General features: G+C 71.3%; 25 protein-coding genes and 1 pseudogene. 9 read left to right on the forward strand and 17 right to left on the reverse strand.

The window, feature by feature from the left end:
* Positions 1-674 precede the first annotated feature (674 nt).
* Positions 675-1,922 carry an Nramp family divalent metal transporter gene (locus ACYVHU_RS08940; RefSeq protein WP_200813603.1) on the forward strand — a complete coding sequence of 416 codons (1,248 nt, stop codon included), beginning with the start codon at positions 675-677 and terminating at the stop codon, positions 1,920-1,922.
* A gap of 67 nt (positions 1,923-1,989) precedes the next feature.
* Here the strand turns inward: ACYVHU_RS08940 and rdgB are convergent, their stop codons facing one another.
* Positions 1,990-2,610, reverse strand: a complete 621-nt coding sequence (gene rdgB, locus ACYVHU_RS08945; RefSeq protein ID WP_078761398.1) for an RdgB/HAM1 family non-canonical purine NTP pyrophosphatase — start codon at positions 2,608-2,610, stop codon at positions 1,990-1,992.
* Positions 2,607-3,284 (reverse strand): ribonuclease PH, encoded by a 678-nt coding sequence (rph, locus tag ACYVHU_RS08950; RefSeq protein WP_394330050.1) that lies wholly within the window; start codon positions 3,282-3,284, stop codon positions 2,607-2,609. The genes rdgB and rph overlap by 4 nt, the downstream gene beginning before the upstream one ends.
* A 221-nt stretch (positions 3,285-3,505) precedes the next feature.
* On the opposite strand from rph, the gene ACYVHU_RS08955 reads away from it, so the two are divergent.
* The 3 genes from ACYVHU_RS08955 (at position 3,506) to ACYVHU_RS08965 (ending at position 5,650) form a co-directional block, all read left to right on the forward strand.
* Positions 3,506-4,108, forward strand: a complete 603-nt coding sequence (locus tag ACYVHU_RS08955) for a hypothetical protein (protein WP_498948090.1) — start codon at positions 3,506-3,508, stop codon at positions 4,106-4,108.
* 143 nt (positions 4,109-4,251) lie between these two features.
* The gene (locus tag ACYVHU_RS08960; RefSeq protein WP_078761401.1) at positions 4,252-4,836 is read left to right on the forward strand and encodes a hypothetical protein; all 585 of its coding nucleotides are present in this window, start codon (positions 4,252-4,254) and stop codon (positions 4,834-4,836) included.
* A 124-nt stretch (positions 4,837-4,960) separates the two neighbouring features.
* Positions 4,961-5,650: a hypothetical protein gene (locus ACYVHU_RS08965; protein WP_498948091.1), complete on the forward strand. Its 690-nt coding sequence runs from the start codon at positions 4,961-4,963 to the stop codon at positions 5,648-5,650.
* Positions 5,651-5,707: 57 nt separating this feature from the next.
* Here the strand turns inward: ACYVHU_RS08965 and ACYVHU_RS08970 are convergent, their stop codons facing one another.
* On the reverse strand, positions 5,708-6,496 hold the full coding sequence (locus tag ACYVHU_RS08970; protein ID WP_078761403.1) for an MBL fold metallo-hydrolase: 789 nt from the start codon (positions 6,494-6,496) through the stop codon (positions 5,708-5,710).
* A 199-nt stretch (positions 6,497-6,695) separates the two neighbouring features.
* A complete protein-coding gene (locus tag ACYVHU_RS08975; RefSeq protein WP_498948094.1) occupies positions 6,696-7,502 on the reverse strand; it encodes a thioesterase family protein in 807 nt (268 codons plus the stop codon).
* 106 nt (positions 7,503-7,608) lie between these two features.
* On the opposite strand from ACYVHU_RS08975, the gene ACYVHU_RS08980 reads away from it, so the two are divergent.
* From ACYVHU_RS08980 to ACYVHU_RS08990, 3 genes and pseudogenes are all read left to right on the forward strand, one after another.
* Positions 7,609-8,244 (forward strand): RNA polymerase sigma factor, encoded by a 636-nt coding sequence (locus tag ACYVHU_RS08980; RefSeq protein WP_078761405.1) that lies wholly within the window; start codon positions 7,609-7,611, stop codon positions 8,242-8,244.
* Complete coding sequence (locus ACYVHU_RS08985; protein ID WP_078761406.1) at positions 8,241-9,287, forward strand: CU044_5270 family protein; 1,047 nt, start codon at positions 8,241-8,243, stop codon at positions 9,285-9,287. Before ACYVHU_RS08980 ends, ACYVHU_RS08985 begins: the two co-directional genes overlap by 4 nt.
* A 68-nt stretch (positions 9,288-9,355) precedes the next feature.
* Positions 9,356-10,165, forward strand: a pseudogene (locus ACYVHU_RS08990) (CU044_5270 family protein); the annotation flags it as partial.
* Positions 10,166-10,340: 175 nt separating this feature from the next.
* Here ACYVHU_RS08990 and ACYVHU_RS08995 read toward each other — a convergent pair.
* From ACYVHU_RS08995 to clpS, 6 genes are all read right to left on the reverse strand, one after another.
* Positions 10,341-11,660, reverse strand: coding sequence for an alpha/beta hydrolase family protein (locus ACYVHU_RS08995; protein WP_498948097.1), 1,320 nt, complete (start codon positions 11,658-11,660; stop codon positions 10,341-10,343).
* Positions 11,661-11,836: 176 nt separating this feature from the next.
* Entirely contained in the window at positions 11,837-12,781 is a 945-nt protein-coding gene (locus ACYVHU_RS09000; RefSeq protein ID WP_078761409.1) for a PLP-dependent cysteine synthase family protein, read from the reverse strand.
* 5 nt (positions 12,782-12,786) lie between these two features.
* A complete protein-coding gene (locus tag ACYVHU_RS09005) occupies positions 12,787-13,065 on the reverse strand; it encodes a MoaD/ThiS family protein (RefSeq protein WP_498948099.1) in 279 nt (92 codons plus the stop codon).
* A 127-nt stretch (positions 13,066-13,192) separates the two neighbouring features.
* Positions 13,193-13,606: a M67 family metallopeptidase gene (locus ACYVHU_RS09010; protein ID WP_078761411.1), complete on the reverse strand. Its 414-nt coding sequence runs from the start codon at positions 13,604-13,606 to the stop codon at positions 13,193-13,195.
* A gap of 268 nt (positions 13,607-13,874) precedes the next feature.
* A complete protein-coding gene (locus ACYVHU_RS09015) occupies positions 13,875-14,450 on the reverse strand; it encodes a DUF2017 domain-containing protein (protein ID WP_078761412.1) in 576 nt (191 codons plus the stop codon).
* 17 nt (positions 14,451-14,467) lie between these two features.
* Entirely contained in the window at positions 14,468-14,758 is a 291-nt protein-coding gene (gene clpS / locus ACYVHU_RS09020; protein ID WP_078761413.1) for an ATP-dependent Clp protease adapter ClpS, read from the reverse strand.
* 168 nt (positions 14,759-14,926) lie between these two features.
* Here clpS and ACYVHU_RS09025 point away from each other — a divergent pair, with 168 nt between their 5' ends.
* Both ACYVHU_RS09025 and ACYVHU_RS09030 read left to right on the forward strand, forming a co-directional pair.
* Positions 14,927-16,243, forward strand: a complete 1,317-nt coding sequence (locus tag ACYVHU_RS09025) for a nicotinate phosphoribosyltransferase (RefSeq protein WP_078761414.1) — start codon at positions 14,927-14,929, stop codon at positions 16,241-16,243.
* A gap of 15 nt (positions 16,244-16,258) precedes the next feature.
* The gene (locus ACYVHU_RS09030) at positions 16,259-16,831 is read left to right on the forward strand and encodes a nicotinamidase (protein WP_078761415.1); all 573 of its coding nucleotides are present in this window, start codon (positions 16,259-16,261) and stop codon (positions 16,829-16,831) included.
* 51 nt (positions 16,832-16,882) lie between these two features.
* Here the strand turns inward: ACYVHU_RS09030 and ACYVHU_RS09035 are convergent, their stop codons facing one another.
* The 7 genes from ACYVHU_RS09035 to ACYVHU_RS09065 all read right to left on the reverse strand — a co-directional run bounded on the left by ACYVHU_RS09035 (position 16,883) and on the right by ACYVHU_RS09065 (position 23,344).
* Positions 16,883-17,893, reverse strand: coding sequence for a tryptophan--tRNA ligase (locus tag ACYVHU_RS09035; protein ID WP_078761416.1), 1,011 nt, complete (start codon positions 17,891-17,893; stop codon positions 16,883-16,885).
* A 158-nt stretch (positions 17,894-18,051) separates the two neighbouring features.
* Positions 18,052-19,050 (reverse strand): zinc metalloprotease, encoded by a 999-nt coding sequence (locus ACYVHU_RS09040; RefSeq protein WP_235000902.1) that lies wholly within the window; start codon positions 19,048-19,050, stop codon positions 18,052-18,054.
* Between the two features lie 220 nt (positions 19,051-19,270).
* Positions 19,271-20,992 carry a DEAD/DEAH box helicase gene (locus tag ACYVHU_RS09045; RefSeq protein ID WP_078761418.1) on the reverse strand — a complete coding sequence of 574 codons (1,722 nt, stop codon included), beginning with the start codon at positions 20,990-20,992 and terminating at the stop codon, positions 19,271-19,273.
* Between the two features lie 147 nt (positions 20,993-21,139).
* Positions 21,140-21,370 (reverse strand): hypothetical protein, encoded by a 231-nt coding sequence (locus ACYVHU_RS09050; RefSeq protein WP_078761419.1) that lies wholly within the window; start codon positions 21,368-21,370, stop codon positions 21,140-21,142.
* 17 nt (positions 21,371-21,387) lie between these two features.
* Complete coding sequence (locus ACYVHU_RS09055; protein WP_078761420.1) at positions 21,388-22,161, reverse strand: class E sortase; 774 nt, start codon at positions 22,159-22,161, stop codon at positions 21,388-21,390.
* 298 nt (positions 22,162-22,459) lie between these two features.
* The gene (locus ACYVHU_RS09060) at positions 22,460-22,696 is read right to left on the reverse strand and encodes a DUF3039 domain-containing protein (RefSeq protein ID WP_078761702.1); all 237 of its coding nucleotides are present in this window, start codon (positions 22,694-22,696) and stop codon (positions 22,460-22,462) included.
* Between the two features lie 66 nt (positions 22,697-22,762).
* Positions 22,763-23,344 carry a YqgE/AlgH family protein gene (locus ACYVHU_RS09065; protein ID WP_078761703.1) on the reverse strand — a complete coding sequence of 194 codons (582 nt, stop codon included), beginning with the start codon at positions 23,342-23,344 and terminating at the stop codon, positions 22,763-22,765.
* Positions 23,345-23,409 lie beyond the last annotated feature (65 nt).

The following is a 23,409-nucleotide window of genomic DNA, read 5'->3' on the forward strand; positions in this document are numbered from 1 at the left end:
CTTTCCGGGTTTCCCTGATGAAACCGGGAATCGGTTCGCGTTTTCCGGAGTGTGTCCGGGTCCCGCGTTCCGTTGTGTCTTCACTTTATCAGGGCGTTCCGACCCCGCCAAACCGGCGATTCCGAACTCAACAACCCCGAAAAGGACCCCCTTTTCCCGCCGAGGCGATCCTTCACCAAAAGGAAGGATGCGACGACTCAACACCCGACAAGACCGACGACAAATCGATCTCATCGGAAATCGTGTTTTCGGAAGAGGGGGCGATCGCCGAGGCGATCGCGGCGTCCCGTGAAGACGGATCCGGACGGCCATCCAGACAGATGTCCGCTTCCCGAGATCCTCGGCCTCCCTACTGTACCCGAGGGAAGACACTGCTTCAACCGGATCTTTCAGGAGTCCTTCACCCCGCCGTGGCCCGACGGCCACGAGGAGGCGACTCGGAGAACACTACCCCATGCCACCGGTGCCTCAAACCGCTCTCGGCCACCTTGGGGAGATCTCCCTCGGTGCCCCTCGACGCGGGCACGGCCCTCCCCCTCACCCTCCGCCTCGTCTCCTGCCGGCGGAGTGAGGCCGGTCATATCAATCCAGAGAAGACTGATCGCGCACCCACCGCTGCGAACGATCATCGATCTACGCTTCTGCCACCATTTCGGACTTGAGAAAGGGCGGGCGTGGCTCTCACCGAACAACGGAAGGCGAGCTGGAAGCTCATCGGGCCCGGCATCGTCGTGGCCGCCACGGGGGTCGGTACCGGCGACCTCGTGGCGACCCTGATGGCCGGCGAACGTTTCGGCTACACCCTCTTGTGGGCGACGATCATCGGCTGCCTGGTGAAGATCTCCCTCGCGGAGGCGACGGGACGGTGGCACCTGGCGACCGGCCGCACCATCTTCGACGGCTGGACCGACATCGGCCGCTGGACCCACGTCTACTTCGCCCCCTACATCGTCATCTGGGGCTTCGTCTACGGCGCCACCGCGATGTCGGCGACGGCGCTTCCGCTCAACGCCCTGTTCCCCGTGCTCCCCGTGTGGGGCTGGGCGATGATCGTCGGCGTGGCCGGCCTGCTGTTCGTCTGGTTCAACAACTACGCGGTCTTCGAGAAGGTCATGACGGTCCTCGTGGGCCTGATGTTCGTGACCGTAGTGGGGCTCGCGATCGTCGTCACCCCCAACCTGGGGGAGGTGCTCACCGGCCTGGTCCCGACCCTGCCCGAGGGGTCCACCTTCTACACGCTGAGCCTGCTCGGCGGCGTGGGCGGCACGATCACGATGGCGGCCTACGGGTACTGGGTGAACGCCAAGGGATGGCGCGACGCCACGTGGATGCGGGTGATGCGCTGGGACAACCGGGTCGCCTACGTCATGACCGGGCTCTTCGTCATCGCGACGCTGATCGTCGGCGCGGAGCTGCTGTACTCCAGCAACATCGCGTTGAACGAGGGCGATCGAGGGCTGCTGGACCTGTCGGTGGTGCTGGAGGACCGGTTCGGCCGGACCGTCTCGGTGGTGTTCCTCGTCGGCTTCTTCGCCGCGGCCTTCACCTCGGTGCTGGGCGTGTGGCACGGGGTCAGCCTGCTGTTCGCCGACTTCGTCGGTCACCTGCGCGGAAAGGTGAACCGGCCGGTGGAGGAGCGCGAGCGGAGCTGGGAGTTCCGGGCCTACCTGCTGTGGCTGACCTTCCCGCCGATGCTGCTGTTGCTGCTGGGCAAGCCGTTCCAGCTGGTCATCGTCTACGGGGTGCTCGGCTCGTTCTTCATGCCGTTCCTGGCGCTGACGCTGCTGTGGCTGCTGAACTCGTCGCGGACGCCGCGGGAGTGGCGCAACGGCTGGGTGAGCAACGTCGGCCTGGTCATCGCCGGGCTGCTGTTCATCGTGCTGTGCGCGAACGAACTGTGGTCGACGGTGCAGGGCGGCTGATCCCCGCCCCGCCGGACCCCGGGGTCCCGCCCGCGCCGACCGGGCAGGGGCGGGACCCCGGGGCGTGTCACAGGTGGTCGCGCAGCCAGGCGGCGAGGGCTCGGAAGGCGATGCCGCGGTGGCTGATTGCGTTCTTCTCCTCGGGGCTGAGCTCCGCCGTGGTCCGCGTCTCGCCGTCGGGGACGAAGATCGGGTCGTAGCCGAAGCCGTTGGCACCGCGGGGCTCGGTGGTGAGGTGGCCGGCGAGGACCCCCTCGACGACGTGCTCCTCGCCGCTCGGCAGGACGACGGCGGCGGCCGAGACGAACTGGGCGCCGCGGCGTTCGGCCGGGGTGTCGGCGAGCTGGTCGAGGAGGAGACGGAGATTGGCGGCGTCCTTGTCCCCGGTGGCCGCGCCGAAGCTGCCGGACCAGCGCGCGGAGAGGACCCCGGGCATGCCGTTGAGCTCGTCGACGCGCAGCCCGGAGTCGTCGGCGACCGCGGGCAGTCCCGTGTGGGCGGCGACGGCCCGCGCCTTGAGCAGGGCGTTGCCGCTGAAGGTGTTCTCGGTCTCGGCGACGTCGGGGGCGTCCGGATGCAGGTCGAGCCCCACCACGTCGATGTTCAGCCCGGCCGCGGCCAGGATGGCCCGCATCTCGGGGACCTTCTTCGCGTTGTGCGTGGCCAGGACGATGGTGGTGGCGCTCATCCGGCGAGGGCCTTCTTCTGGAGGGTGGTCAGTTCGGCGCAGCCGGCGACCGCGAGATCGAGGAGGGTGTCGAGCTCGGCCCGGTCGAAGGGGGCGCCCTCGGCGGTGCCCTGGACCTCGATGAAGCGGCCGTCGCCGGTGACGACCACGTTCATGTCGGTCTGGGCGACGGAGTCCTCGAGGTAGTTGAGGTCGAGGCGGGGACGCCCCTGGACCACCCCGACGCTGACGGCCGCCACCGACCCGGTGAGCGGGTTGTTCTTCAGGTTGCGGTGTTTACGCAGGTACTTGACCGCGTCGGCGAGCGCGACGTAGGCGCCCGTGATGGCGGCGGTGCGGGTGCCGCCGTCGGCCTGGAGGACGTCGCAGTCGAGGGTGATCGTGTGCTCTCCCATGGCCTTGAAGTCGATGACGGCGCGCAGGGAGCGGCCGATGAGCCGGGAGATCTCGTGGGTGCGTCCGCCGATCTTGCCCTTGACCGACTCGCGGGCGCCGCGGGTGTCGGTGGAGCGCGGCAGCATCGCGTACTCGGCGGTGACCCAGCCCTCCCCGGTCCCCCTCTTCCAGCGTGGCACGCCATCCTCGACGCTGGCCGCGCAGAGGACGCGGGTGTCGCCGAATTCGATGAGGGCGGAGCCCTCGGCGTGGCGGAGCCAGTTGCGGGTGATCGTCACGGGCCGGAGTTCGTTCGGAGCGCGTCCGTCGGGTCGAGCCATGTCCCGAAGCCTATCGGGGGCCACGCACGGGTGTGCGCGCTCGGAGAGTACTGCGGTTATCCAAAAAAGCTTGTCCTCATTGGGCTGAATGCCGTATTTGTCGTACTCGGCGGCGAGAATCGCCTCGCCCCACTTCCGGGACCCGATCTATAGCGGTCCCCTTCATCGAAAGAGCACATGTGAGCCTCTCCCCTTCGTCCCCCCTCCTCTCCCGACTGCTCGCGGGCGGGTTCGTCCTTGCCGCGGGTGCCGTGCTGACCGGTTGCGGCGCCGCTCCCGAGCCCGCCCCCGCGCAGGAGAGCCCGGCCGCCACGGAGGAGAGCGCCGAGGCGACCCCCGCCGAGGAGCAGGAAGCGGCGGCCGGGCCGATCGCGGTACCCGCCGACTGCGAGCAGGCCGGTACCGAGACGGCCGTCGCCGCTCACATCACCGACGACATGATCTTCGAGGAGCAGGGCGCCGAGGGACAGCTGTCCTGCCTGTGGGTCGGCGTGGACCTGGGCAGCGGTGAGATGTCCACCATCGGCGTCGACTACACCTCGAGCGGTCCGAACCTCGCGGAGATCGAGGGCGTGGTCGACGGCGACGAGGTCTACACCCTCCCGGAGGTCGAGGAACTGGGCGGCGTCCTGCAGAAGGTGCAGGTGGAGGACCTGGGCGGCAGCACCGTCTCGCTGCACCTTCCCGACGGTCCGGTGATCACCGCCGTGTCGGTCTTCACCCCGCTGGAGACGGCGGAGCTGGAGGCCATCGTCATCGCGGCGGCCGGGCAACTGCGCTGATCCGCGCGTCCGGGGCCCGCGCCGTTCGCGCGGAACGGGCCCCGGCCGGTCCGGGGAGCTGTCACGATGGAGCCGCCGTCCCTGCCGTTCCGCGCCGACGCAGACGGGCGGTCCTCCCGTTCCCGGTCCCGACGAGGATCCACATGACGACGGTCTCGCACACTCCCCGCCTCCCCCGACCCGCGGCGCTGGCCGCCGCCACGGCGCTGGTCGCGCTGACCACGGCCTGCGGCGGGAGTTCCGCGGCGCAGGAACCGGCTCCCGCCCCCTCCCCCTCGGTGTCGCCCTCCGCGGCGTCGGCGCCGCCGAGTGTCGCGCCATTGGCCGAGGGGTTGCCCGCGACGTGCGTGGGCAGCCATGCCGAGGCGGCCGTCGCCGCCCACACCGCGGGGCTGCCCTTCGGCGAGACCGCCGAGGGGTCGGTACTGGCCTGCCGGTGGGGTGCGGCCGATTCCGGGCGCTATCTGTTCGTGCAGTTCCAAAGCGGCGAGACCTACGCCGACCCGGAGGGGGCCGACCCCGCGGCCGAGGCGTCGATGGGCGTGTACACCACCGCCGAGTCCGCGGCGCTGGGCGGCAAACTCCACTACCTCGACCTGGGGTCGGTGGGCCGCAGCGCGGTGCTGTACCTGCCGGGGGTGAGCGTCACCGCGAACTCCGTGGGGATGGAGCTGGGCCAGGGCCGGCTGGAGGAGATCGTGCTGGCCGCGGCACAGGACCTTCCCTGAGGTGTGGTCCGAGCGTCTCTGAAGAGATGAAACGATGGGTGTCGTCGCCCGTGTACCGACGTCTCACGGGCGGCGCCCCTGCCCGATCACGGGACGCCACCCGCCGAGCACGGAGACGGTCAGCATGCCCCTGGAGTCCACAGCCTCGACCTCCCATCGGATCACGGCCGGGACCGCGGTGATCGCGCTCGTCGCGGCGACCGGGTGTGGCGCGCGCAACGGTGAGGCCGCGGCGGTGGAGCCGTCGGCGTCGACGAGTCCGCAACCCGTGGCCTCGGGGGTGCTCCCGGTCCCCAGCCCCACCGAGCTGGAGGGCGCCGAGCCGGTGGAGCCGCTGCCGTTGCCCGACTCCTGCGAGGCCGCCGGTCTCAAGGAGCAGATGGGCGAGTTCGCCGACCGGCTCGCCGAGCCGGAGTTCGAGGAGGTGCGGACGGACTCCCGGCTGGAGTGTTCATGGGCGGGCTTCAGCGCCGAGGACTGGAGCGAGGTCGTGATGGTGACCTATGCCCCCGGCGGGAGCCTCGTGGACTACCCGGGCCACGTTCCAGCGGAGACGTCGGGCGATCCGTCCTTCTTCACGACACCGGAGGTCTCCGGACTCGGCGGGATCGGGCAGTGGCGTACCGGCGAGGTCTTCTCCGGGGTCTCCCTGCACCTGCCGGGGCTGCTGGTGACCCTGACCGACAACTCCGAGCGGATCGGCGACGGCGACCTGCTCGATGTCGCGGTGGCCACGGCCGACGAGGTGCTCGCCGGGGCCGACGGTGCCGCGGTGGAGCCGCCGCCCTCCGGTGGGGAGCCCTCCGGAGGGTGAGCCCCGCCGCCGGCCCCTCGGTGTCGCCCCGTGGTGGCCGGAGGCGCGGTCCGGCGCTCAGCCGACGGTCGCGATCTGCGCCCCGCGCAGACCGGGGCGGGTGATCTCGTAGACGGTTCCGCCCCGGGCGAGTTCGATCGGTCCCCGGTAGGTGGTCCGGGCTTCGGCCAGTGTCCTGCGATCGTCATTCCACGGGACGAGGTGGGTGAGGACGAGTTTGCGCGCGCCGGCCAGGCCGGCGATCTCCCCGGCCTCGCTGCCGGTGAGGTGCATGTCCTCGGGGTGCTCCTCGTGGTCGTGGAAGGAGGCCTCGCACAGGAACAGGTCGGTATCGCGGGCGAGCCGCACCAGGGAGTCGCAGGTGCCGGTGTCACCGGAGTAGGTGAGCGAGGCGCCCTCGTGCTCCAGCCGGATGCCGAACGCCTCGACGGGGTGGTTGACGAGGTCGACGTGCGCGGTGAACGGGCCGATCTCGCGCCTGCCGGGGGTCAGTTCGACGAAGTCGAACGTCTCGCGCATGCCGGGGTCGGGGTCCAGGCCGTAGGCCTCGGCCATACGGTCGGCCACGCCGGTCGGGCCGAACACGGGGATGCGCGGCTTGCGGCCGCTGACCGGGTAGGTGCGGGCCACCCAGTAGGAGCACAGGTCGAAACAGTGGTCGGCGTGCAGGTGGCTGAGGTAGACGGCGTCGATACTGTAGATGTCGACGTACCTCTGGAGGGCGCCGAGCGCGCCGTTGCCCATGTCCAGCAGCAGACGGAAGCCGCCGGCCTCCACGAGGTAACAGGACGCGGGGCTGTCGGGCCCGGGAAAGCTCCCAGATGAGCCGATGATGGTGAGTCGCACGTCGCAAAGCCTTTTCGGTGAGATGCCTCCGCGAAGACGACCGGGGTGTTGCGCGGACCGGGACGTCTCCGTCTTACGGGTGTACCCCAATGACCGCCGCGGTGGTACCAAATGTGGCCCGCGTCTCACGCGGTGGATATCACATGTGACGCTTTCACAGGATGCATCTCACCGACTTATCCCATTTCAGGACGGTATTTCAGCGTCCGATCCGGGCGAGCTGCCGGCTCTGTGCGACGAGCCTTCCCTTCACGTCCCACAGGTCCACGGTCTCGTCGAACCAGCCGTCGCTGACCAGGTCGGCGCGGGAGCGGAAGGCCAACGGTCCGGGTTCGGGGACGGCTCGCATGTGCCAGGTGAGCTCCACGGTGGGAGCCCAGCGCCAGGAGTCCAGCACCGTGACGACGGGGGGCAGCGCGTCCACCGCGAGCGGTAGGAAGAGGGAGGGGTCCTCGACCGCGCCCCCGTCGGCTTCGCTGGGCGCGAGGTGACCGGTGATCTCGGGTTCGGCCGCGGGGTCGGATCCGCTCAGCGCGGCGTAGGTCCGGGGCGCGTAGAACTGGTCGACGCGGTCGGGGAAGCCCATGTCGGCGGAGCGGTCCGCCCGGGGGTCGAAGCGGTGGCACCGCTCGATGGGCGGGATGTCGGCGCGCGCGGTCTCGTGGCGCGGCGTGGCGGCGGGGTCGAGCGTGGCGGTGGCGACGAGACCGGTGACCAGCTCCTTGCCGGCCTGGCTCAGGGTGACCTGGACGGTGGTGACGGTGCGCCCGGTCTTGCGGACGGCGAGTTCGATGTCGGCCGGCCCGGGGGCGCCGGGACGCAGGAAGTGATAGGAGGAGGAGACCGCGTGCGGATGGGCGGACTCGGCCAGCGCCGCGCGCTGGAGCACCGCCATGAGGTAGCCCCCGTTGAGGGCGGAGCCGATGAGGTAGCCGGGGTCGAGCTCCGCGGTGTAGTGGCCATCGCCGGTCCTGGTGACCGCGGTGGCGGAATCGAATCGCGTCATGGGGCCATTGAACCGAATCCCGTTCCAGTAATTCCAGGCAGGGTCCCGCTCCCGGGAGTGACCCGGGTCACGGGAACCCGTTCCCCGCGACGGACAGCTTGATCAGGTGACCACCGAGATACGAGAGCGCGTCCGCGCGGGCGACCCCGACGCCTTCGCACAGCTCTTCGACGAGCACGCGCGCGCCGTGTACAACCACGGCTTCCGGCTGACCGCGGACTGGTCGACGGCCGAGGAGATCATGGCGATGACCTTCCTGGAGGCCTGGCGGCTGCGCGGGCGCGTCGACGCCGAGGGCGGCTCCCTGCTGCCCTGGCTGCTGGGGATCGCGACCAACACGGCGCGCAACTTCACCCGGGGCGCGCGCCGCCGCAGGGCGGCCCTGGCCCGGTTGTCCCCGGACGACTTCGTGGTGCCCGACTTCTCCGACGACTCCGCCGGGCGGCTGGACGACGTCGAGCGGCTGCGGGCCGTCCACGCGGCGATGGGACGTCTACGGCGCGCCGAGCGCGAGGTCATCTCACTGTGCGTATGGGCCGGACTGGACTACGCCTCCGCCGCGGAGGCGCTGGGCCTCCCGGTGGGAACCGTCCGTTCACGCCTGTCGCGCGCCCGGGCCAAGTTGCAACGGCTCGTCGCCGACGACCCCGGTGGCCTCAAGCGGGAACCCGCGCGCCGCGGCGGACAGGTAGAGGTGCGACGCGCTCCCGCGTCCCCGTTCGACAAGGAGGCCGACCGATGAGCTCCCTTCCGCCCGTTCCCGGGCGGGCCGATGACAGCGGCGCCCTACCGTTGCCGGAGGTGCCCGCGGAACGGGACCTTCCGCCCGGACACCACCTCGCCCACCGCGAACTCCTGCTGGAGGCGATCCGGGCCGACCGCCGCGCCACGGCGCGGCGGAGAGGACGCCGACACCTGCCCCGACCGTTCCTGCTGCCCGTCGCCGCCTCGGTGGCGCTCGCGGTGGCGGTGGGCCTGGCCGTCCCCGGCGCCGACGAGCCCGACCTGGTTCCGGCCACCGTGGTGCCGGTGGCCGAGGGCGACCCCTCGGGGGCGCCGGCCCTGCTCGACGACATCGCCCTGGCCGCAGCGGGGGACGAGGTCCGGGTGGAGCCCGACCAATTCGTCTACGTCGAGAGCCTGGTGTCCTCGCTCCAGGTGGTGGTGGACACCGACACCAGCCCCTACACCACCCAGATCCACTCCGACCGGCCGCGCCTGCGCCAGGTGTGGACCTCGCCGGACGGCCGGCGCGGCCTGCTCGTGGAGGAGGGCGAGGAGCCGGCCGAGGGCCTGCCCCTGGAGGGGACGGGGGACGCCGACCTCCAAGATCCCAGCCACGACTTCCTCACCACCCTGCCCACCGACCCCGAGGCGCTGCTGGAGATGGTCTACGCCGACGGGCGGGGGGCGGGGGGCAACGCCGACCAGCGGGCGTTCTCGACGATCGGAGGACTGCTGGCCGAGACCCTGCCGCCCCCGGACCTCGGCGCCGCCCTGTACCGAGCGGCCGCCCGCATCCCCGGCGTGGTCGTGGTCGAGGAGGCCGAGGACCTGACCGGGCGCGCCGGCGTGGCGGTGGCTCGCACCGACGAGGCCAGTGGCGAGCGCGTCGAGTGGATCTTCGATCCGGCGTCCTTCGCCTATCTCGGTGAGCGCACCGTGCAGACCAGGGAGACACGTGAGGGCGTCCCGGCCGGCACGGTCACCTCCAGCGTCGCCGTGCTGTCGCGGACCGTGGTGGAGGACCTGCGCGCGCTCCCCGACGAACGGGCCCCACGGTGAGCCCCCGCCCCGATCCTGTTCCCCGCCTCTCCCCCGCTTCTCCCACCCCAGCCCCACAAGGAGTGACCATGAACACCGTGAACGACACCGAGACCCCCCGTCCCGCCATCCAGCGCCGACCCTGGTACCGCCGCCCCCTGCCGGCCGTGGTGGCCATCACGAGCGCGGGCGTGGTCACGACCGCGGCCGTGGGCCTGGTCGCCGTCACCGGCGCCACGGCTCGCGACCTGCCCATCCCCGAGACGACCGCGCCCGTGGTCGTGGAGGTGCGGCCAGGGGACACTGAAGGAGCGGCCGAGCTGTTGGAACGCGCGGCCCTGGCCGCGCAATCCCGTCCCGCGCCCGAGGTGGACGCGGACGACTTCCTCTATGCCAGGAGCATGGCCACCGGCCTGGTCCCCATCGGGGAACAGGTCGAGTGGGGGGAGGGCCCCATGGGGACGTCGGGCCCCAACGAGTTCGAGGTCTGGGTCGCCCAGGAGTCCACCGGCGCGCGTGGACCGGCCCGGGAGAACGGCGCGGAGTGGACCGTCGAACAGATCGACGGGTCCTGGACCGACCTGTACGCGGTCCAGGCCGGACTGCCCACCGAACCCGAGGCGTTACTGGCGCACATCCGCGACCGGCGACCGGCCGAGGGGCGCGGGCGGGACGACGACCACCGGGCGTTCACCGCGATGGCGCTGTTGCCGGAGGACGGCCAACCGCTGCCGCCGGCCCTGGAGGCGGCGGTGTACCGCGCGGCGGCCCTGCTGCCCGGCGCGATGGTGGTGGAGGGGGTCGAGGACACGGCGGGACGCCCCGGTGTCGCGATCGCCCACGGGGACGCCGGCGAGGGCGAGCGCGTGGAGTGGATCTTCGCCCCCGAGACGTTCGACCACCTCGGGGAGCGCCGGCTGCAGATCACCGCGACCTCCCACATCGAGGTGGGAACCGTCCTGTACGGTCAGGCCGTGCTCGACAGCGGTGTCGTGGACGAGGCCGGCCGGGAAGTCCTGACCGCGGGCGCCGCGGCGCGGCGTCCCCGTGGCGGGGCGCCGCGCCGCCGCCGTGTCAGGGGACGAAACGCACGTCGGGGTGGTGCGGCGACTCCCCGTCGAGGACGGGGCGTGCCAGGCCGCGCAGGTGCAGGTCGAAGAACGCCCTCAGGTAGGTGTGCTGGGAGGCGTAGGCGCGTCCGGGGTCGGGCAGGGGCCCGATGACGGAGGCGACCACCTCGGGGGGCAGCCCGAGTTCCGACTGGATCCGCGGCAGGAAGAGGAGGTGGTCGGTGAAGGTGAAGTGCCGCGCCTCGGGGAAGTTCAGGTCACGTTTCCAGCCGGGCGAGTTCTCCCACAACCGGCCCCAGTCCTCGAACGTCACGTGGGTGTTGGGGTGGACGACCGGTTCCCCGCCCTCCTCGGGGATCTCCTCCTGGGCGGCGCCCATGAACATGAAGGGGCGGGTCACCCCCTCGGTGGAGGCGGGGAAGCGCTCCCGGAAGGCCTCGCGTTCCGCCTCGTTCCTGCCGAGGACGACGGAACCGTCCATGTCGACCGCGGCGTCGATCTGGTCGTCCTCGGCCATGGCGTGGATCGAGGTGGCCCCGCCCGCCGAGTGCCCGAACGCGCCGATCCGGGACAGGTCCAGCACCCGGGCGAGGCCGCGCGGAAGCGCCCGTCCCTGCGCGTCGGGGTTGTCCCCCGAGGCGATCTCCTCCAGCTGGTCCAGGACGAAGCGGACGTCGTCCACCCGCGCGTCCGTCATCGCCAGGTAGGGGTTGTCCTCCGGCATGTCGTCGAGCCGTGAGGTCTCCACCCTGCCCCCGGGGAACTGCACGGGGGCCTCGCCGGTGTGGTCGACGGTGACGACGACGTAGCCGTGGGAGGCCAGCTCCTGCACCAGGGCGGTGCCCAGCGTGCGCGAGACCCCGCCGCCGGGCGAGAAGAGGACGACCGGGCGCGGGCCGGAACGGGTGTCGGCCGGGGCCCCGCTCAGCCCCGCCGAGGTGATGGCGCCGTAGTCGATGGCCTCCGGATCCAGGCCGAGCGTCGCGGTGAACTCGGCGCCGAGGATCTCGGCGGTGCCCTCGGGCATGTAGGGGGCGGGTCGCGCCTCCCGGTCCGCTTTGGCCGGGTACCAGATCCCGACCATCAGCTCCCGGTCGCGGTCGGGCAGCCATGGGTCGGGGCGTCCCTGCTGGACGAGGTGGAGTTCGGTGACTCCCACCGTGTGCCGGCCGGTGGGCTCGGGCAGGGTCGGGATCAGACCGCCGGAGGCTGGCTCGCCGTCGGCCTGCGCCGCGGTGGCGGGCGCGGCGCAGGCGAGCAGGAGTCCTGCCGCGGCTCCCGCGACCAGCACCCGGACGCGGGGGATGGATGTTCTGTTCGACATGCCCGGCAAGCTACGCCGGGCGCTGCCGGGGCGGCCATGACGGTGCCACCACCCGGCCGGGTGGTGGTGACCGTACCGGAAGGGAATGGTTCTCCCCCCGTGGCCTCGGACGCGAAAGGGGCCGCACCGGACTGGTCCGGTGCGGCCCCGTCTCCCGGCCGCGCCGGGGATCGCTATCAGGCCCAGAGCTGGCCGTCGAGGCGCTGTTCGGCCTCTTCGAGCGTGCCCTCGTAGGCCCCGGTGGACAGGTACTTCCAACCGGCGTCGGCGACGACGAAGGCGATGTCGGCGCGTTCGCCGGCCTTGACGGCCTTGGCCGCCATCCCCAGGGCCGCGTGCAGCGCCCCACCCGTGGAGATGCCCGCGAAGATGCCCTCCTGGAGGAGTTCGCGGGTGCGCTTGAGCGCGGCGTCGGAGGGGACCGAGAACCGCGTGGTCAGCACCGAGTCGTCGTAGAGCTCGGGGACGAAGCCCTCGTCGAGGTTGCGCAGACCATAGACGAGTTCCCCGTAGCGGGGCTCGGCCGCGACGATGCGCACGTCCGGTCTGTGCTCACGCAGGTAGCGCCCCACCCCCATGAGCGTCCCGGTGGTGCCCAGGCCGGCCACGAAGTGGGTGATCTCGGGCAGGTCGGCGAGCAGTTCGGGACCGGTCGTCTCGTAGTGCGCGCGGGCGTTGGCCGGGTTGCCGTACTGGTAGAGCATCACCCAGTCAGGGTGTTCCTCGGCCATCCGCTTGGCGACGCGCACGGCCTCGTTGGAGCCCCCCTCGGCCGGCGAGTAGTGGATCTGGGCGCCCCACATCCGCAGCAGCTGGGTCCGCTCGGCTGAGGTGTTCTCAGGCATGACGCAGACCATGCGGTATCCGCGTTGCCGGGCGACCATGGCCAGCGAGATGCCGGTGTTGCCGGAGGTCGGCTCCAGGATCGTGCACCCCGGGGTGAGGAGGCCGTCCTTCTCCGCCTGCTCGATCATGTAGAACGCGGCGCGGTCCTTGATCGAGCCGGTGGGGTTGCGGTCCTCGAGCTTGGCCCACAGCCGGACGTCGGGGGACGGCGAGAGCCGCGGCAGCCCCACCAGCGGGGTGCCGCCGAGGGAGTCGAGAAGGGAGTCGAATCGCATGACGGCTAGCGCATGCCGCCGGCGACGGCCGGCAGGACCGTGACGGTGTCCCCGTCGCTGACCTTGCTCTCCAGGCCGCCGAGGAAGCGCACGTCCTCGTCGTTGAGGTAGACGTTGACGAAGCGGCGCAGCTTGCCGTCCTCGACGAGACGCTCGGCCAGACCGGGGTGGTTGGCGTCGAGGTCGGAGATGAGCTCGGCGAGGGTGGCGCCGGAGCCCTCGACGGCCTTCTCGCCGCCGGTGAGGTTGCGCAGGATGGTGGGAATGCGGACCTCGATGGCCATGGGGTGTCTCTCCGTAGGAAGTTTCGGTGGGTCGTCATTGCTCGCGCGGGCGTGCGCGTACGAACGGCCCGTCGCGTAGATCTCCAACACGTGCCGGCGGGCGCTGATTCCGCCCTTGGCCACCGCTCTAGGCGGCGTCGACGATCTCGACGGGCTCTTCGGTGACCTCGCCGTCCACGATGCGGTAGGAACGGAACTCCACGGTCTCGGGGTCGCGGGTGGAGACCAGGACGTAGTGGGCGTTCGGCTCGGAGGCGTAGGAGATGTCGGTGCGCGAGGGATAGGCCTCGGTCGCGGTGTGGGAGTGGTAGATGACCACCGGCTCCTCGTCGCGGTCGTCCATCTCGCGCCAGACCTTGAGCTGTTCGAGGGAGTCGAAGCGGTAGAAGGTCGGCGAGCGTTCGGCGTTGACCATCTCGATGAATCGCTCCGGACGGTCGGTCCCCGCGGGACCGGCCACCACGCCGCACGCCTCGTCAGGATGGTCGCGGCGGGCGTGGGCGACGATCAGATCGTAGATCGAGCGATCAATCCTCAGCATGGCACTCAGCGTATCCGACGCGCTATCCCTACCCACTGGCTGGGTATGCGATCCCCGGGGTGGCGGTTGTCACGCGGGCCGGGCGTCCCCGCCCTCGTCAGGCGCCGGGTCGGCAGGGTCCGGACACCGCGCCCGGGCCCCGTCGCCACGGTGTCCGCCCTCCGGGGCGGAGAGACCGCGCGGAGGGCGGCTCCTTCGCGCCCGCCGCGCGGAGGGGCGTGGCGGCCCGGGTCCCGCGCGGCGGATCCGTCCGGAAGGGGCCGGCCGCTCAGAAGGCGTCCCCGTCGGGGCCGCCGTCGTCGCCCCCGCTCAACGCGTGGACCAGCGAGTCCTGGAGCGCCCCGAGCCACTCGTAGACGTGCAGCGCCGCCGCGCTGGCCTCGTCCGCGGGTTCGGCCTGGCCCCTCAGATAGGCCTCGTAGGTCTCCTCCTCCACCCCCAGGCGGGTGCCCAGGGCCAGCCGGACGTCGTTGAGCGCCTTGAGCCAGGCGTGGCCGCCGGCGAGGTCGAGCACGACCTCGCCGCCCGCCTCGGGCAACGAGTCGACGAGGGCCTGGGCGTTGTCCCGCTTGTGCCGGCGCAGGTCGTCCTCGGTGTAGCGACGGAACTCCCCGGCCGCCTCGGCGTCACCGGTGTAGGCGTCGGGCAGCAGCCGGGCCAGGACCGGGTCCTTCGGGGGTTCGGTCTCGGAGCCGATGCCGACGATCCTGGCGAACTCGTCGTCGGCCCGCGGTTCCTCGATCAGGCCCAGCAGCATCGCCGCCATCGAGCGCAGGACGGCGGCCTCGTCGGGGTCGAGGGAGATGGCCGCGCCGCCGGGCGCCGGGCGGAATCCCATGGTCATGTGCGCTGCCCCGTCCGTTACTCGTCCTGCTGGAGGGTCGCCCACAGCCCGTAGCCGTGCAGGATGGAGACGTCGCGCTCCATCTCCTCACGGGTCCCGCTGGAGACGACGGCCCGTCCCTTGTGGTGGACGTCCAGCATCAGTTTGTGAGCCTTGCTCTTGGGATAACCGAAGACCGTCTGGAAGACGTAGGTGACATAGGACATCAGGTTGATCGGATCGTTCCACACGATCGTCACCCATGGGATGTCGGGCCGTACGTCCTCCCCGGTCTCCGGCCGTTCCAGCTCGACCGGCGCCGTCGTCATGGACGCATCACCTTCTCACCTTTCCCGTTCGTCCATCGTCCCGCCGGGTAGTGGCCCGGGGCGGACTTCCCTTCGTATTGTTCCATCCGCCCCCGGTGGGTCGGGGCATCCGAGAGGTCCCCCGGTCCCGATTTTGTTCCCGGAAGACACAAACTAGGCTTGGGTCCCATGACCGACCCCTGGAGCAGCGCCCTGCTCACCGATCACTACGAGCTGACGATGCTGCAAGGCTCGCTGCGCAGCGGCGCCGCACACCGTCGGACGGTGTTCGAGATGTTCGCGCGGCGGCTTCCCGAGACCCGCCGTTACGGTGTGGTCGCCGGCACCGACCGCTTCCTCGACGCGCTCGAACGTTTCCGCTTCGACGAGGCGACGCTGGACTACCTGTCGCGGGCCGGGATCGTGGACGATCCCACCCTGGAGTGGCTCGCCAACTACCGCTTCACCGGCGACATCTGGGGCTACGCCGAAGGCGAGTGCTACTTCCCCGGTTCCCCGATCCTCGTCGTCGAGGGGACGTTCGCCGAGGCCGTCCTGCTGGAGACCGTGGCCCTGTCCATCTACAACCACGACTGCGCGATCGCCTCGGCGGCCTCGCGCATGGTGACCGCCGCGGGCGGGCGTCCCCTCATCGAGATGGGGTCCCGCCGCACCCACGAGATGGCCGCCGTCGCCGCCGCCCGCGTCGCCTACATCTGCGGGTTCGCGGCCTCCTCCAACCTGGAGGCCGGACGGCGCCACGGCGTGCCGACCACGGGGACCAGCGCCCACGCCTTCACCCTGTTGCACGACAGCGAGCGGCACGCCTTCACCGCGCAGCTGGAGGCGCTCGGCACCGGGACGACCCTGCTCGTCGACACCTATGACGTGGCCCGCGCGGTCAGGACCGGCATCGAGCTGGCCGGCACCGACCTCGGCGGCGTCCGCATCGACTCCGGCGACCTGGGCGTCCTCGCGACGCGGGTGCGCGAGCAGTTGAACGGCGCCGGGGCCACCGACACCCGCATCGTCGTCACCGGCGACCTCGACGAGTACTCCATCCAGGCCCTCGCGATCGCGCCGGTGGACGGCTACGGCGTGGGCACCTCCCTGGTGACGGGCTCGGGCACGCCCACCGCCTCCCTCGTCTACAAGCTCGTGGCGCGCGCCAGCGAGGAGGGACCCGACGCCCCCCTGTTCCCGGTCGCCAAGCGCTCGGTGGGCAAGCCGAGCCGGGGCGGACGCAAGTGGGGGGTCCGCCGCTTCGACGACGACGGCGTGGCCACCGCCGAGGTCGTCTACGACCACGAGCCCGACCTCGGCCCGTTGGAGCGGCCCATGCTGCGCAAGCTCGTGGAGCGCGGTGAGATCGTCGGCCGCGAGCCGCTGCAGGCCGCCCGGGAACGGCACGCGCGCGCGGTCCGGGAGCTTCCGGTGACCGCACAGCAGATGTCCCGGGGCGAGCCCGCCATTCCGACGGTCTTCGAACAGCGCGTGCGGGTCTGACAGGTGGAGGAAGCCATGAGAGCACTGATCGTCGTCGACGTCCAGAACGACTTCTGCGAGGGAGGCAGCCTCGCCGTCACCGGCGGCGCCGACGTGGCGTCGGCGGTGTCGGCGTTCATCGAGGCCCGCGGCGGCGACTACGCCCACGTCGTCGCGACGCGCGACCACCACATCGACCCGGGCGCGCACTTCTCCGACGAACCCGACTTCGTCGACTCGTGGCCGCCGCACTGTGTCGCGGGGACGCCCGGCGCGGACTTCCACCCGCGCCTGGACACCACGTCGGTGGCCGAGGTGTTCGACAAGGGCCGCTACAGCGCCGCCTACAGCGGCTTCGAGGGCAGCGCCGAGGACGGTACCGCGCTGGCCGACTGGCTGCGGGAGCGCGGGGTCACCGCGGTGGACGTGGTGGGGATCGCCACCGACCACTGCGTGCGCGCCACCGCGCTGGACGCGGCGCGCGAGGGCTTCGCCACGCGGGTGCTGCTCGATCTGACGGCCGGGGTGGACCCGCGGACCGTGGAGACGGCGCTGGAAGGGATGCGCGAGGCGGGTGTGACGTTGGAGGGCACCCCGATCGGTCACTGATCCACGGTGGTGACCGCCCCGTTCGCCGGGGCGGTCACCGCCGGTCCGTGGTCAGTCGATGCCGACGGCCGCGCGGACCCGGGAGAGCACGCCCCGGGCGCGTTCGCGGGCGCGCACCGCGCCGGCCGCCAGGATCGCGTCGAGCTCGCTGTCGGGGTGCATGAGCGCCTCGTAGCGTTCGCGCAGAGGGGTCAGTTCGGCGTTGAGCACCTCGAACAGCTCGTTCTTCAACTCGCCCCACCCCATGCCGCCGGCCTCCAGGCGCTTGCGGATGGCCGCGGTCCGCTCGGCGTCGGCGAACTGCGCGAGGAGCTGGAAGACGACCGAGGTGTCGGGGTCCTTGGGGTCCTCGACCGGCGTGGAGTCGGTGGGGATGCGCCGGACCAGCTTCTTCAGCTTGTTCTCGGGCAGGAACAGCGGGATGTGGTTGTCGTAGGACTTGCTCATCTTGCGGCCGTCGACGCCCGGCAGGATGCTGGCCTCACCCTCGGGGTAGACGCCCTCGGGGATCGGGAAGGTGTAGGACTCGCCGTAGAGGTGGTTGAACGTCCCCGCGATGTCGGCCGTGTACTCGATGTGCTGGACCTGGTCCCGGCCGACCGGGACGCGGTCGGCCGCCATGATGAGGATGTCGGCGGCCATGAGGATGGGGTAGTTGAACAGCCCCATGTTGACCCCGGCGTCGAGGTCCTCGTTCCCGGCCGCCGCGTTGCGGTCGCGCGCCGCCTTGTAGGCGTGGGCGCGGTTCATCAGGCCCTTGCTGGTGATACTGGACAGGATGGTGGCCAGTTCGAACACCTCGGGGACGCTCGACTGGCGGTAGAGCACGGTGCGCTCGGGATCGAGTCCGCAGGCGAGCCAGGTGGCGGCGACCGACCGGATGCTGTGCCGGAGCTTGGCGGGGTCCTTGACCGAGTTGAGCGCGTGGTAGTCGGCGAGGAAGTACAGCGTGTCGGAGGACTCGGCGGCGGCCAACGCCGGCTTGATGGCCCCGACGTAGTTGCCGATGTGCGGTTCGCCCGAAGTCTGGATCCCGGTGAGGTAGGTGTGGGTCGCTGCCATGTGCCCCAGCTTATCGGGAGCCGTTCCTCCCCCCGTGTTCACCTGCGGCGGGCCGCGCGTGGCGGCGCCGCCGGTCCGGGGCACGGCACCCGGCCGCCGGAGCGGACGCGCGTGGGGCGGCGGCCCGGGTCGCCGGCCGCCGCCCCACGGGGCCTCGCTCAGGCGCGAAACGCCGCCCAGCTTTGGGCCATGCGCTGGGCCTGTCCCTCGGTGAACTCCCGAAGGCAGGCGTCGTCGCTGTAGTTCATGAAGTTGTGGATGGGGTCCTCGCCGGCCGAGGAGCAGGTGTCGCGGCCCTCCGGACAGCCCGCGGACTGCTCCCGCTCGTAGGGCGTGTCGTCGACGTAGTCGCCCGGGGAGTCGCAACCGTTCTGGAAGGTGTGGAACAACCCCAGCCAGTGTCCCGTCTCGTGGGTGGCGGTGTAGCCGAGGTCGAACTTCTCACGGCCGCCCCCCGGCACGGTGCGGTAGTCGATGACGACGCCGTCGCGGTCGGGGGCGTCCGCGTAGTTCTGCGGGAAGGTGGAGCGGCCGAGCACCCCGTCGTCCATGTTCACGATGTAGAGGTTGAGCGTCTCGGGCCCCCCCTTGCGCAACTGCCCCTTGATCGTGTCCTCGCGCTGGGGGAAACCGCTGAACCAGGTGTCGTTGCGGGTGCGGGTGACCTCGCGCAGTTCGAAGCGGAAGCCGGTGTCGGCCCCGCCGTATCCGCCGCTGAAGCCCTTGTTCATGACCGCGATCTGCTCGTCGATGGTCGCCTGGCCGAGGTCACCGGTACCGGTGCGGCTGGAGATGACGTGCACGACGACCGGGATCGTCTGGGGCTGCTGCGCGCTCGGGGCGGACTGGTGCAGTGGCACCCTGCGGAGCATCTGATCGAGTTCGGCGGCCTCGGCGGGGGTCAGCGCGCTGGGGTCGTGGGCGCCGGGCTCGGCGAGCCGCGCCGCGCTGTGGCCGGGGTTCTGCCCCGGTTCGCAGACCTCGGCGGCCGCGGCGGCGGTTCGGGGGGCCGCGGGGCCGTCACGACGCCCCTGACCGTCCTGGGGGGTCTGGGCCGCCGAGAGGACGACCACACCCGCCAGCGCGGCAGCACCGACGATCAGTCCGCTCCACACGCCCATGCTGGGCCGGCCATGCCTTTTTTCACCGTTGTCCATACTGTCGAAATGTATGCATCCAGTGACAGAACGGACGGAAGCGGCACGTCGGCATTGCGGATTGTTTGCTCGGTATTGCGGCTTCATGGCCCGCCACGGCCTCCAGGGACGCCCCGGGCCGCCGGATCCCGGGGCGGTGCTCGTGGGGCTCACCGCCCGCCCCGGGACGGGCAAGGACACTCGACAACGGAACGGATCGATTCGGTCACACTAGGTGAGACTAGCGTCCTCCGGTGGCCCAGGAACGGAGTTTGGCGATCCGTTGGCGAATCTGTTCCGGCGACGCCTGGGCGATCGGCGGCCCCCCGCAAGCGCGGCGCAGCTCGGTGTGGATCACGCCGTGCGGCTGACCGGTGCGGTGGTGCCAGGCGCCGACGAGGGTGTTGAGCTCCCTGCGCAGCTCGGCGATCACCTCATGGACCGGCGGACCGCTCTCCTCCGCCGCCTTCGCCGCCTTGCGCTCCCCCGCCCGCTGCTCGGCCTTGCGCTTGCGCAGCAGCTGGGCGACCTGGTCCGGCTCCAGCAGCCCGGGCAGGCCGAGGAAGTCCTCCTCCTCCGGCGACCCCGGCGCACCGCCGCCGAACTCGCCGCCGTCGTAGAGGGCGCGGTCGAACTCGGCCGAGGCCTCCATCGTCTCGAACGGCAGCTCCTCGCCCGCGTCAGGGGAGTCGCGGCGCTTGCGGGCCTCGTCGACCAGATCCTGCTCGGGGTTGAAGTCGCCCTCCTTGATCGGCCGGTCCAGCGCGTGGTCGCGCTCGCGCTCCATCTCGCTGGCGTACTCCAGCAGCGACGGCACCGAGGGCAGGAACACCGAGGCGATCTCGCCCCGGCGGCGGACCCGCACGAAACGGCCGATCGCCTGGGCGAAGAACAGGGGGGTGCTGGTGGAGGTCGCGTAGACGCCGACCATCAGCCGGGGCACGTCCACCCCCTCCGAGACCATGCGCACCGCGATCATCCAACGGTCGTCGGAGGCGGCGAACTGCTTGATCTTCTTGCTGGCGGTGGGGTCGTCGGAGAGGACCACGGTCGCGCCGCGCCCGGTGATCTGGCGCAGGATGCGCGCGTAGGCGCGCGCGTTCTCGTGGTCGGTGGCGATGACCAGCCCACCGGCGTCGGGGGTGGAGTTGCGGACCTCGGTGAGACGGCGGTCGGCCGCCGCCAGCACCTTCTTGATCCAGTCGCCCTTGGGGTCCAGCGCGGCCCGCCACGCCTGGGACATGGCGTCAGGGGTGAGCGGCTCGCCCAGGCGCGCGGCGAGCTCGTCGCCGGCCTTGGTCCGCCAGCGCATCTCGCCCGAGTAGGCCATGAAGATGACCGGGCGCACGACGCCGTCGGCCAGCGCGGGGGCGTAGCCGTAGCTGTAGTCCCAGGAGCAGCGCCGGACCCCGTTGTGGTCCTGGACGTAGTCGACGAAGGGGATGGGGTTGACGTCGGACCTGAACGGCGTACCGGTCAGCGACAACCGGCGCGCCGCCGGATCGAACGCCTCGCGCACCGCGTCCCCCCACGACAGGGCGTCGCCCGCGTGGTGGACCTCGTCGAAGATGACGAGGGTGCGGCGCGCCTCGGTCCGATTGCGGTGCAGCATCGGATGCGCGGCGACCTGCGCGTAGGTGACGGCCGCGCCGATGAACTGCTTGCCCAGCGCCCCCTGGCCGTTCTTGAACTCCGGGTCCAGCGCGATACCGAACCTGGCCGCCGCGTCCGCCCACTGCTTCTTCAGGTGCTCGGTGGGGCACACCACGGTGATCGAGCGCACCGTGTGCCGCGCGAGCAGCTCGCTGGCCAGCGTCAGGGCGAACGTGGTCTTGCCCGCGCCGGGCGTGGCGACCGCGAGGAAGTCACGTGGTTCGCGGCGGAAGTACTCCTCGAACGCCTCACGCTGCCAGGCCCGCAGGCTCCTCAGCCGTTCACCGGTGGTGGTTTCGACGAGCGTCATCGTGGAAATCCCCAGTTACTCACTCGGACGAGGTTATCCGGACGCGGGCCCGGGCGTGGACAGCACGAGCGTGCGGCACCGGTCAACGGCGCCTTTTCCACGGCCCTCCCCCGGACCGTCACCGCCCGGGGGAGGGCCCCGTCACGCTCACGGACCCGACAGTGCCGGATCGGCGCCGTCCGCGGGAGGCGGGGGAGCCTCGCCCGCGGGGGTCTGCGGCGCGGAGCCCATGGTGCTGTCGTTGAAGGGCATGTAGGGGTCCACCCACGGGAAGGCGACGTACCACAGGAACGCCGCCAGGGCCGCGGTCAGCCCCAGGAACAGCAGGAACTTCACCGGCCGGGGGCCGGGCAGGATACGCCAGATCAGGCCGTACACGTTCGGCTCACCCCTCGTCAGCTCTGCTCGGGCGCCATGTCGGCGATGTTGTCGGGCATGCCCTGGTCCTTGGGCCGGGTCTCGGTCAGCTCGGCGTGGACCACCAGTCGGTGGGCGTTTTGCAGCTTGGGGTGACAGGTGGTGATCGTCAGCAGCCTGCGCGAGGGGTCGTCGTTCTCCGGGTCGAAGGGGTCGGCCTCGACGACGCGCCACTGGTCGGGCGTGACCACCTCGGTCGCGATGACCTCGTAGGTGTAGAAGTTCCCGGCGTCCTCGACGACGATGTCGTCACCCTCGCCGAGCAGGTCCAGGTCCCAGAAGATCCCGGGGGTCCGGTGTCCCGCGACCGCGTAGTTGCCCACCTGGCCGGCCTGGGCGGAGTGCTCGTAGTGCCCGGGGCTGTAGCGGATGTCCTCGACCCCGGTCCCGTTGACGACGACCCAGTTCATGTCCAGTTCGGGGATGTAGAGCCGGCTGTTGGCCGACCCCGGCAACGGCTCGGAGTCGGGTCCCTGTGGCTGCTGCCACTGCTCCTCCAGCCCCTGGGCGAGCTGCGCCTGCTCCCGGTCGGTCTCGAACTGCTTGCCGTAGACCTGGTAGGCGGCGAAGAAGAGCATGATCAGGCCCGCCGTGAACAGCAGCTCCCCGAAGGTGCGGATGACACCGCGCACGACGTCGCCCACGGTGGGAGCGGCACGGCGGCGCCGGTTCCCCTTCCTACCGTGACCGCGCGTATCGCGCCGGCGCCGGCCTCCCCTGCCGTGCGACCGCCGTTCGGTTGTGGAAACCATGTGACCTACCCGTGGTGACGACCCTGGCCGGGCCGCGTGCCATCGGGGGCGGCAGCGGGACCCGGTACGCGGGTGTGACGAGATTCGGACCTCGGCTGAGTGTGCGGGGACACGACCGCCCCGGGGATTCCTCCACCCGTGGACCAAATGCCGTGTTCCGTCCCAGGGAGGGTACCGCGCCACGCCGCGCCCGGGCAGCCAATGCGGCGCAATCGGCGCGCGTCCCCGCGCGCCGACAACAGGCCGGGGCCGGGGCGGATCCCCGCGCCCCGGCCCCCGAATCCGCGATCCGGCCTGCTCAGGCCATCATCTCTTCGTAGATCTTCTTGCACTCGGGGCAGACCGGGAACTTCTTGGGGTCGCGGTTGGGCACCCACACCTTGCCGCACAGCGCGATCACCGGATTGCCGGTGACGGCGCTCTCGGTGATCTTGTCCTTCTGCACGTAGTGCGCGAACCGCTCGCGGTCGCCCCCGTCATGCGAGGTGTCCGGACGGGTCTCGCTGTCCGGAAGCACCTTGTTGAAGACGTCCATCATCGCCATAGTGCGCTCAACTCCTCCTACGTCCGGGTTCCACGGTATCCGGCCGCGCGACCGCGGTCAGTTCAACGACGGGTCGTCCGGGAACGTCGATACCAAGGCGAGATCCCCGCCCTGGCGGCGCAGCACCCGCGCCCACAGCGACTCCGGATCGGCGCAGAACACGTCCTCGACCTGTGCCGCTACGAGATACCAGGCCCCTTCGCGGATCTCGTCGAGAAGCTGGCCCGCGCCCCAGCCCGCGTACCCCGCGAAGACGCGCAGCGGGCCGACCCCGACCGCTCCGGCCGGGGAGGCGTCGAGGTCGACGGTCCCCACCCCGGCGATCGGGAAGGCCGCCCCCGTGGGGCCCAACGGGCTCCACCCGGGCGGCCGGGACCCGCTTGCCGACATCCCGAGCGCGAAGCCCGCGTCGGTCCCCACGGGACCGCCCATGAACATCACCCCGGGCTCGCTCGCGTAGGCGCCCCACTCCTCCAGCACCTCGGCCACGGGCAGGGTGGAGGGGCGGTTCACGACGACCCCGAGAGTCCCCTCCACGGGGTCGTCGTCGAGCACGAGGACCACGGCACGCCGGAAGTTGGGATCCTCCAGCAGTGGCGTCGCCACCAACAGCTGACCGACGAGGCTCGGCGAATCCATGTCCCCCTCATACCCTGCGCCCGTGACGGCCATCCGCGCCGCCGCGCCCGGGACGGGCGGCACCC

It is taken from the genome of Marinactinospora endophytica, from assembly GCF_054780875.1.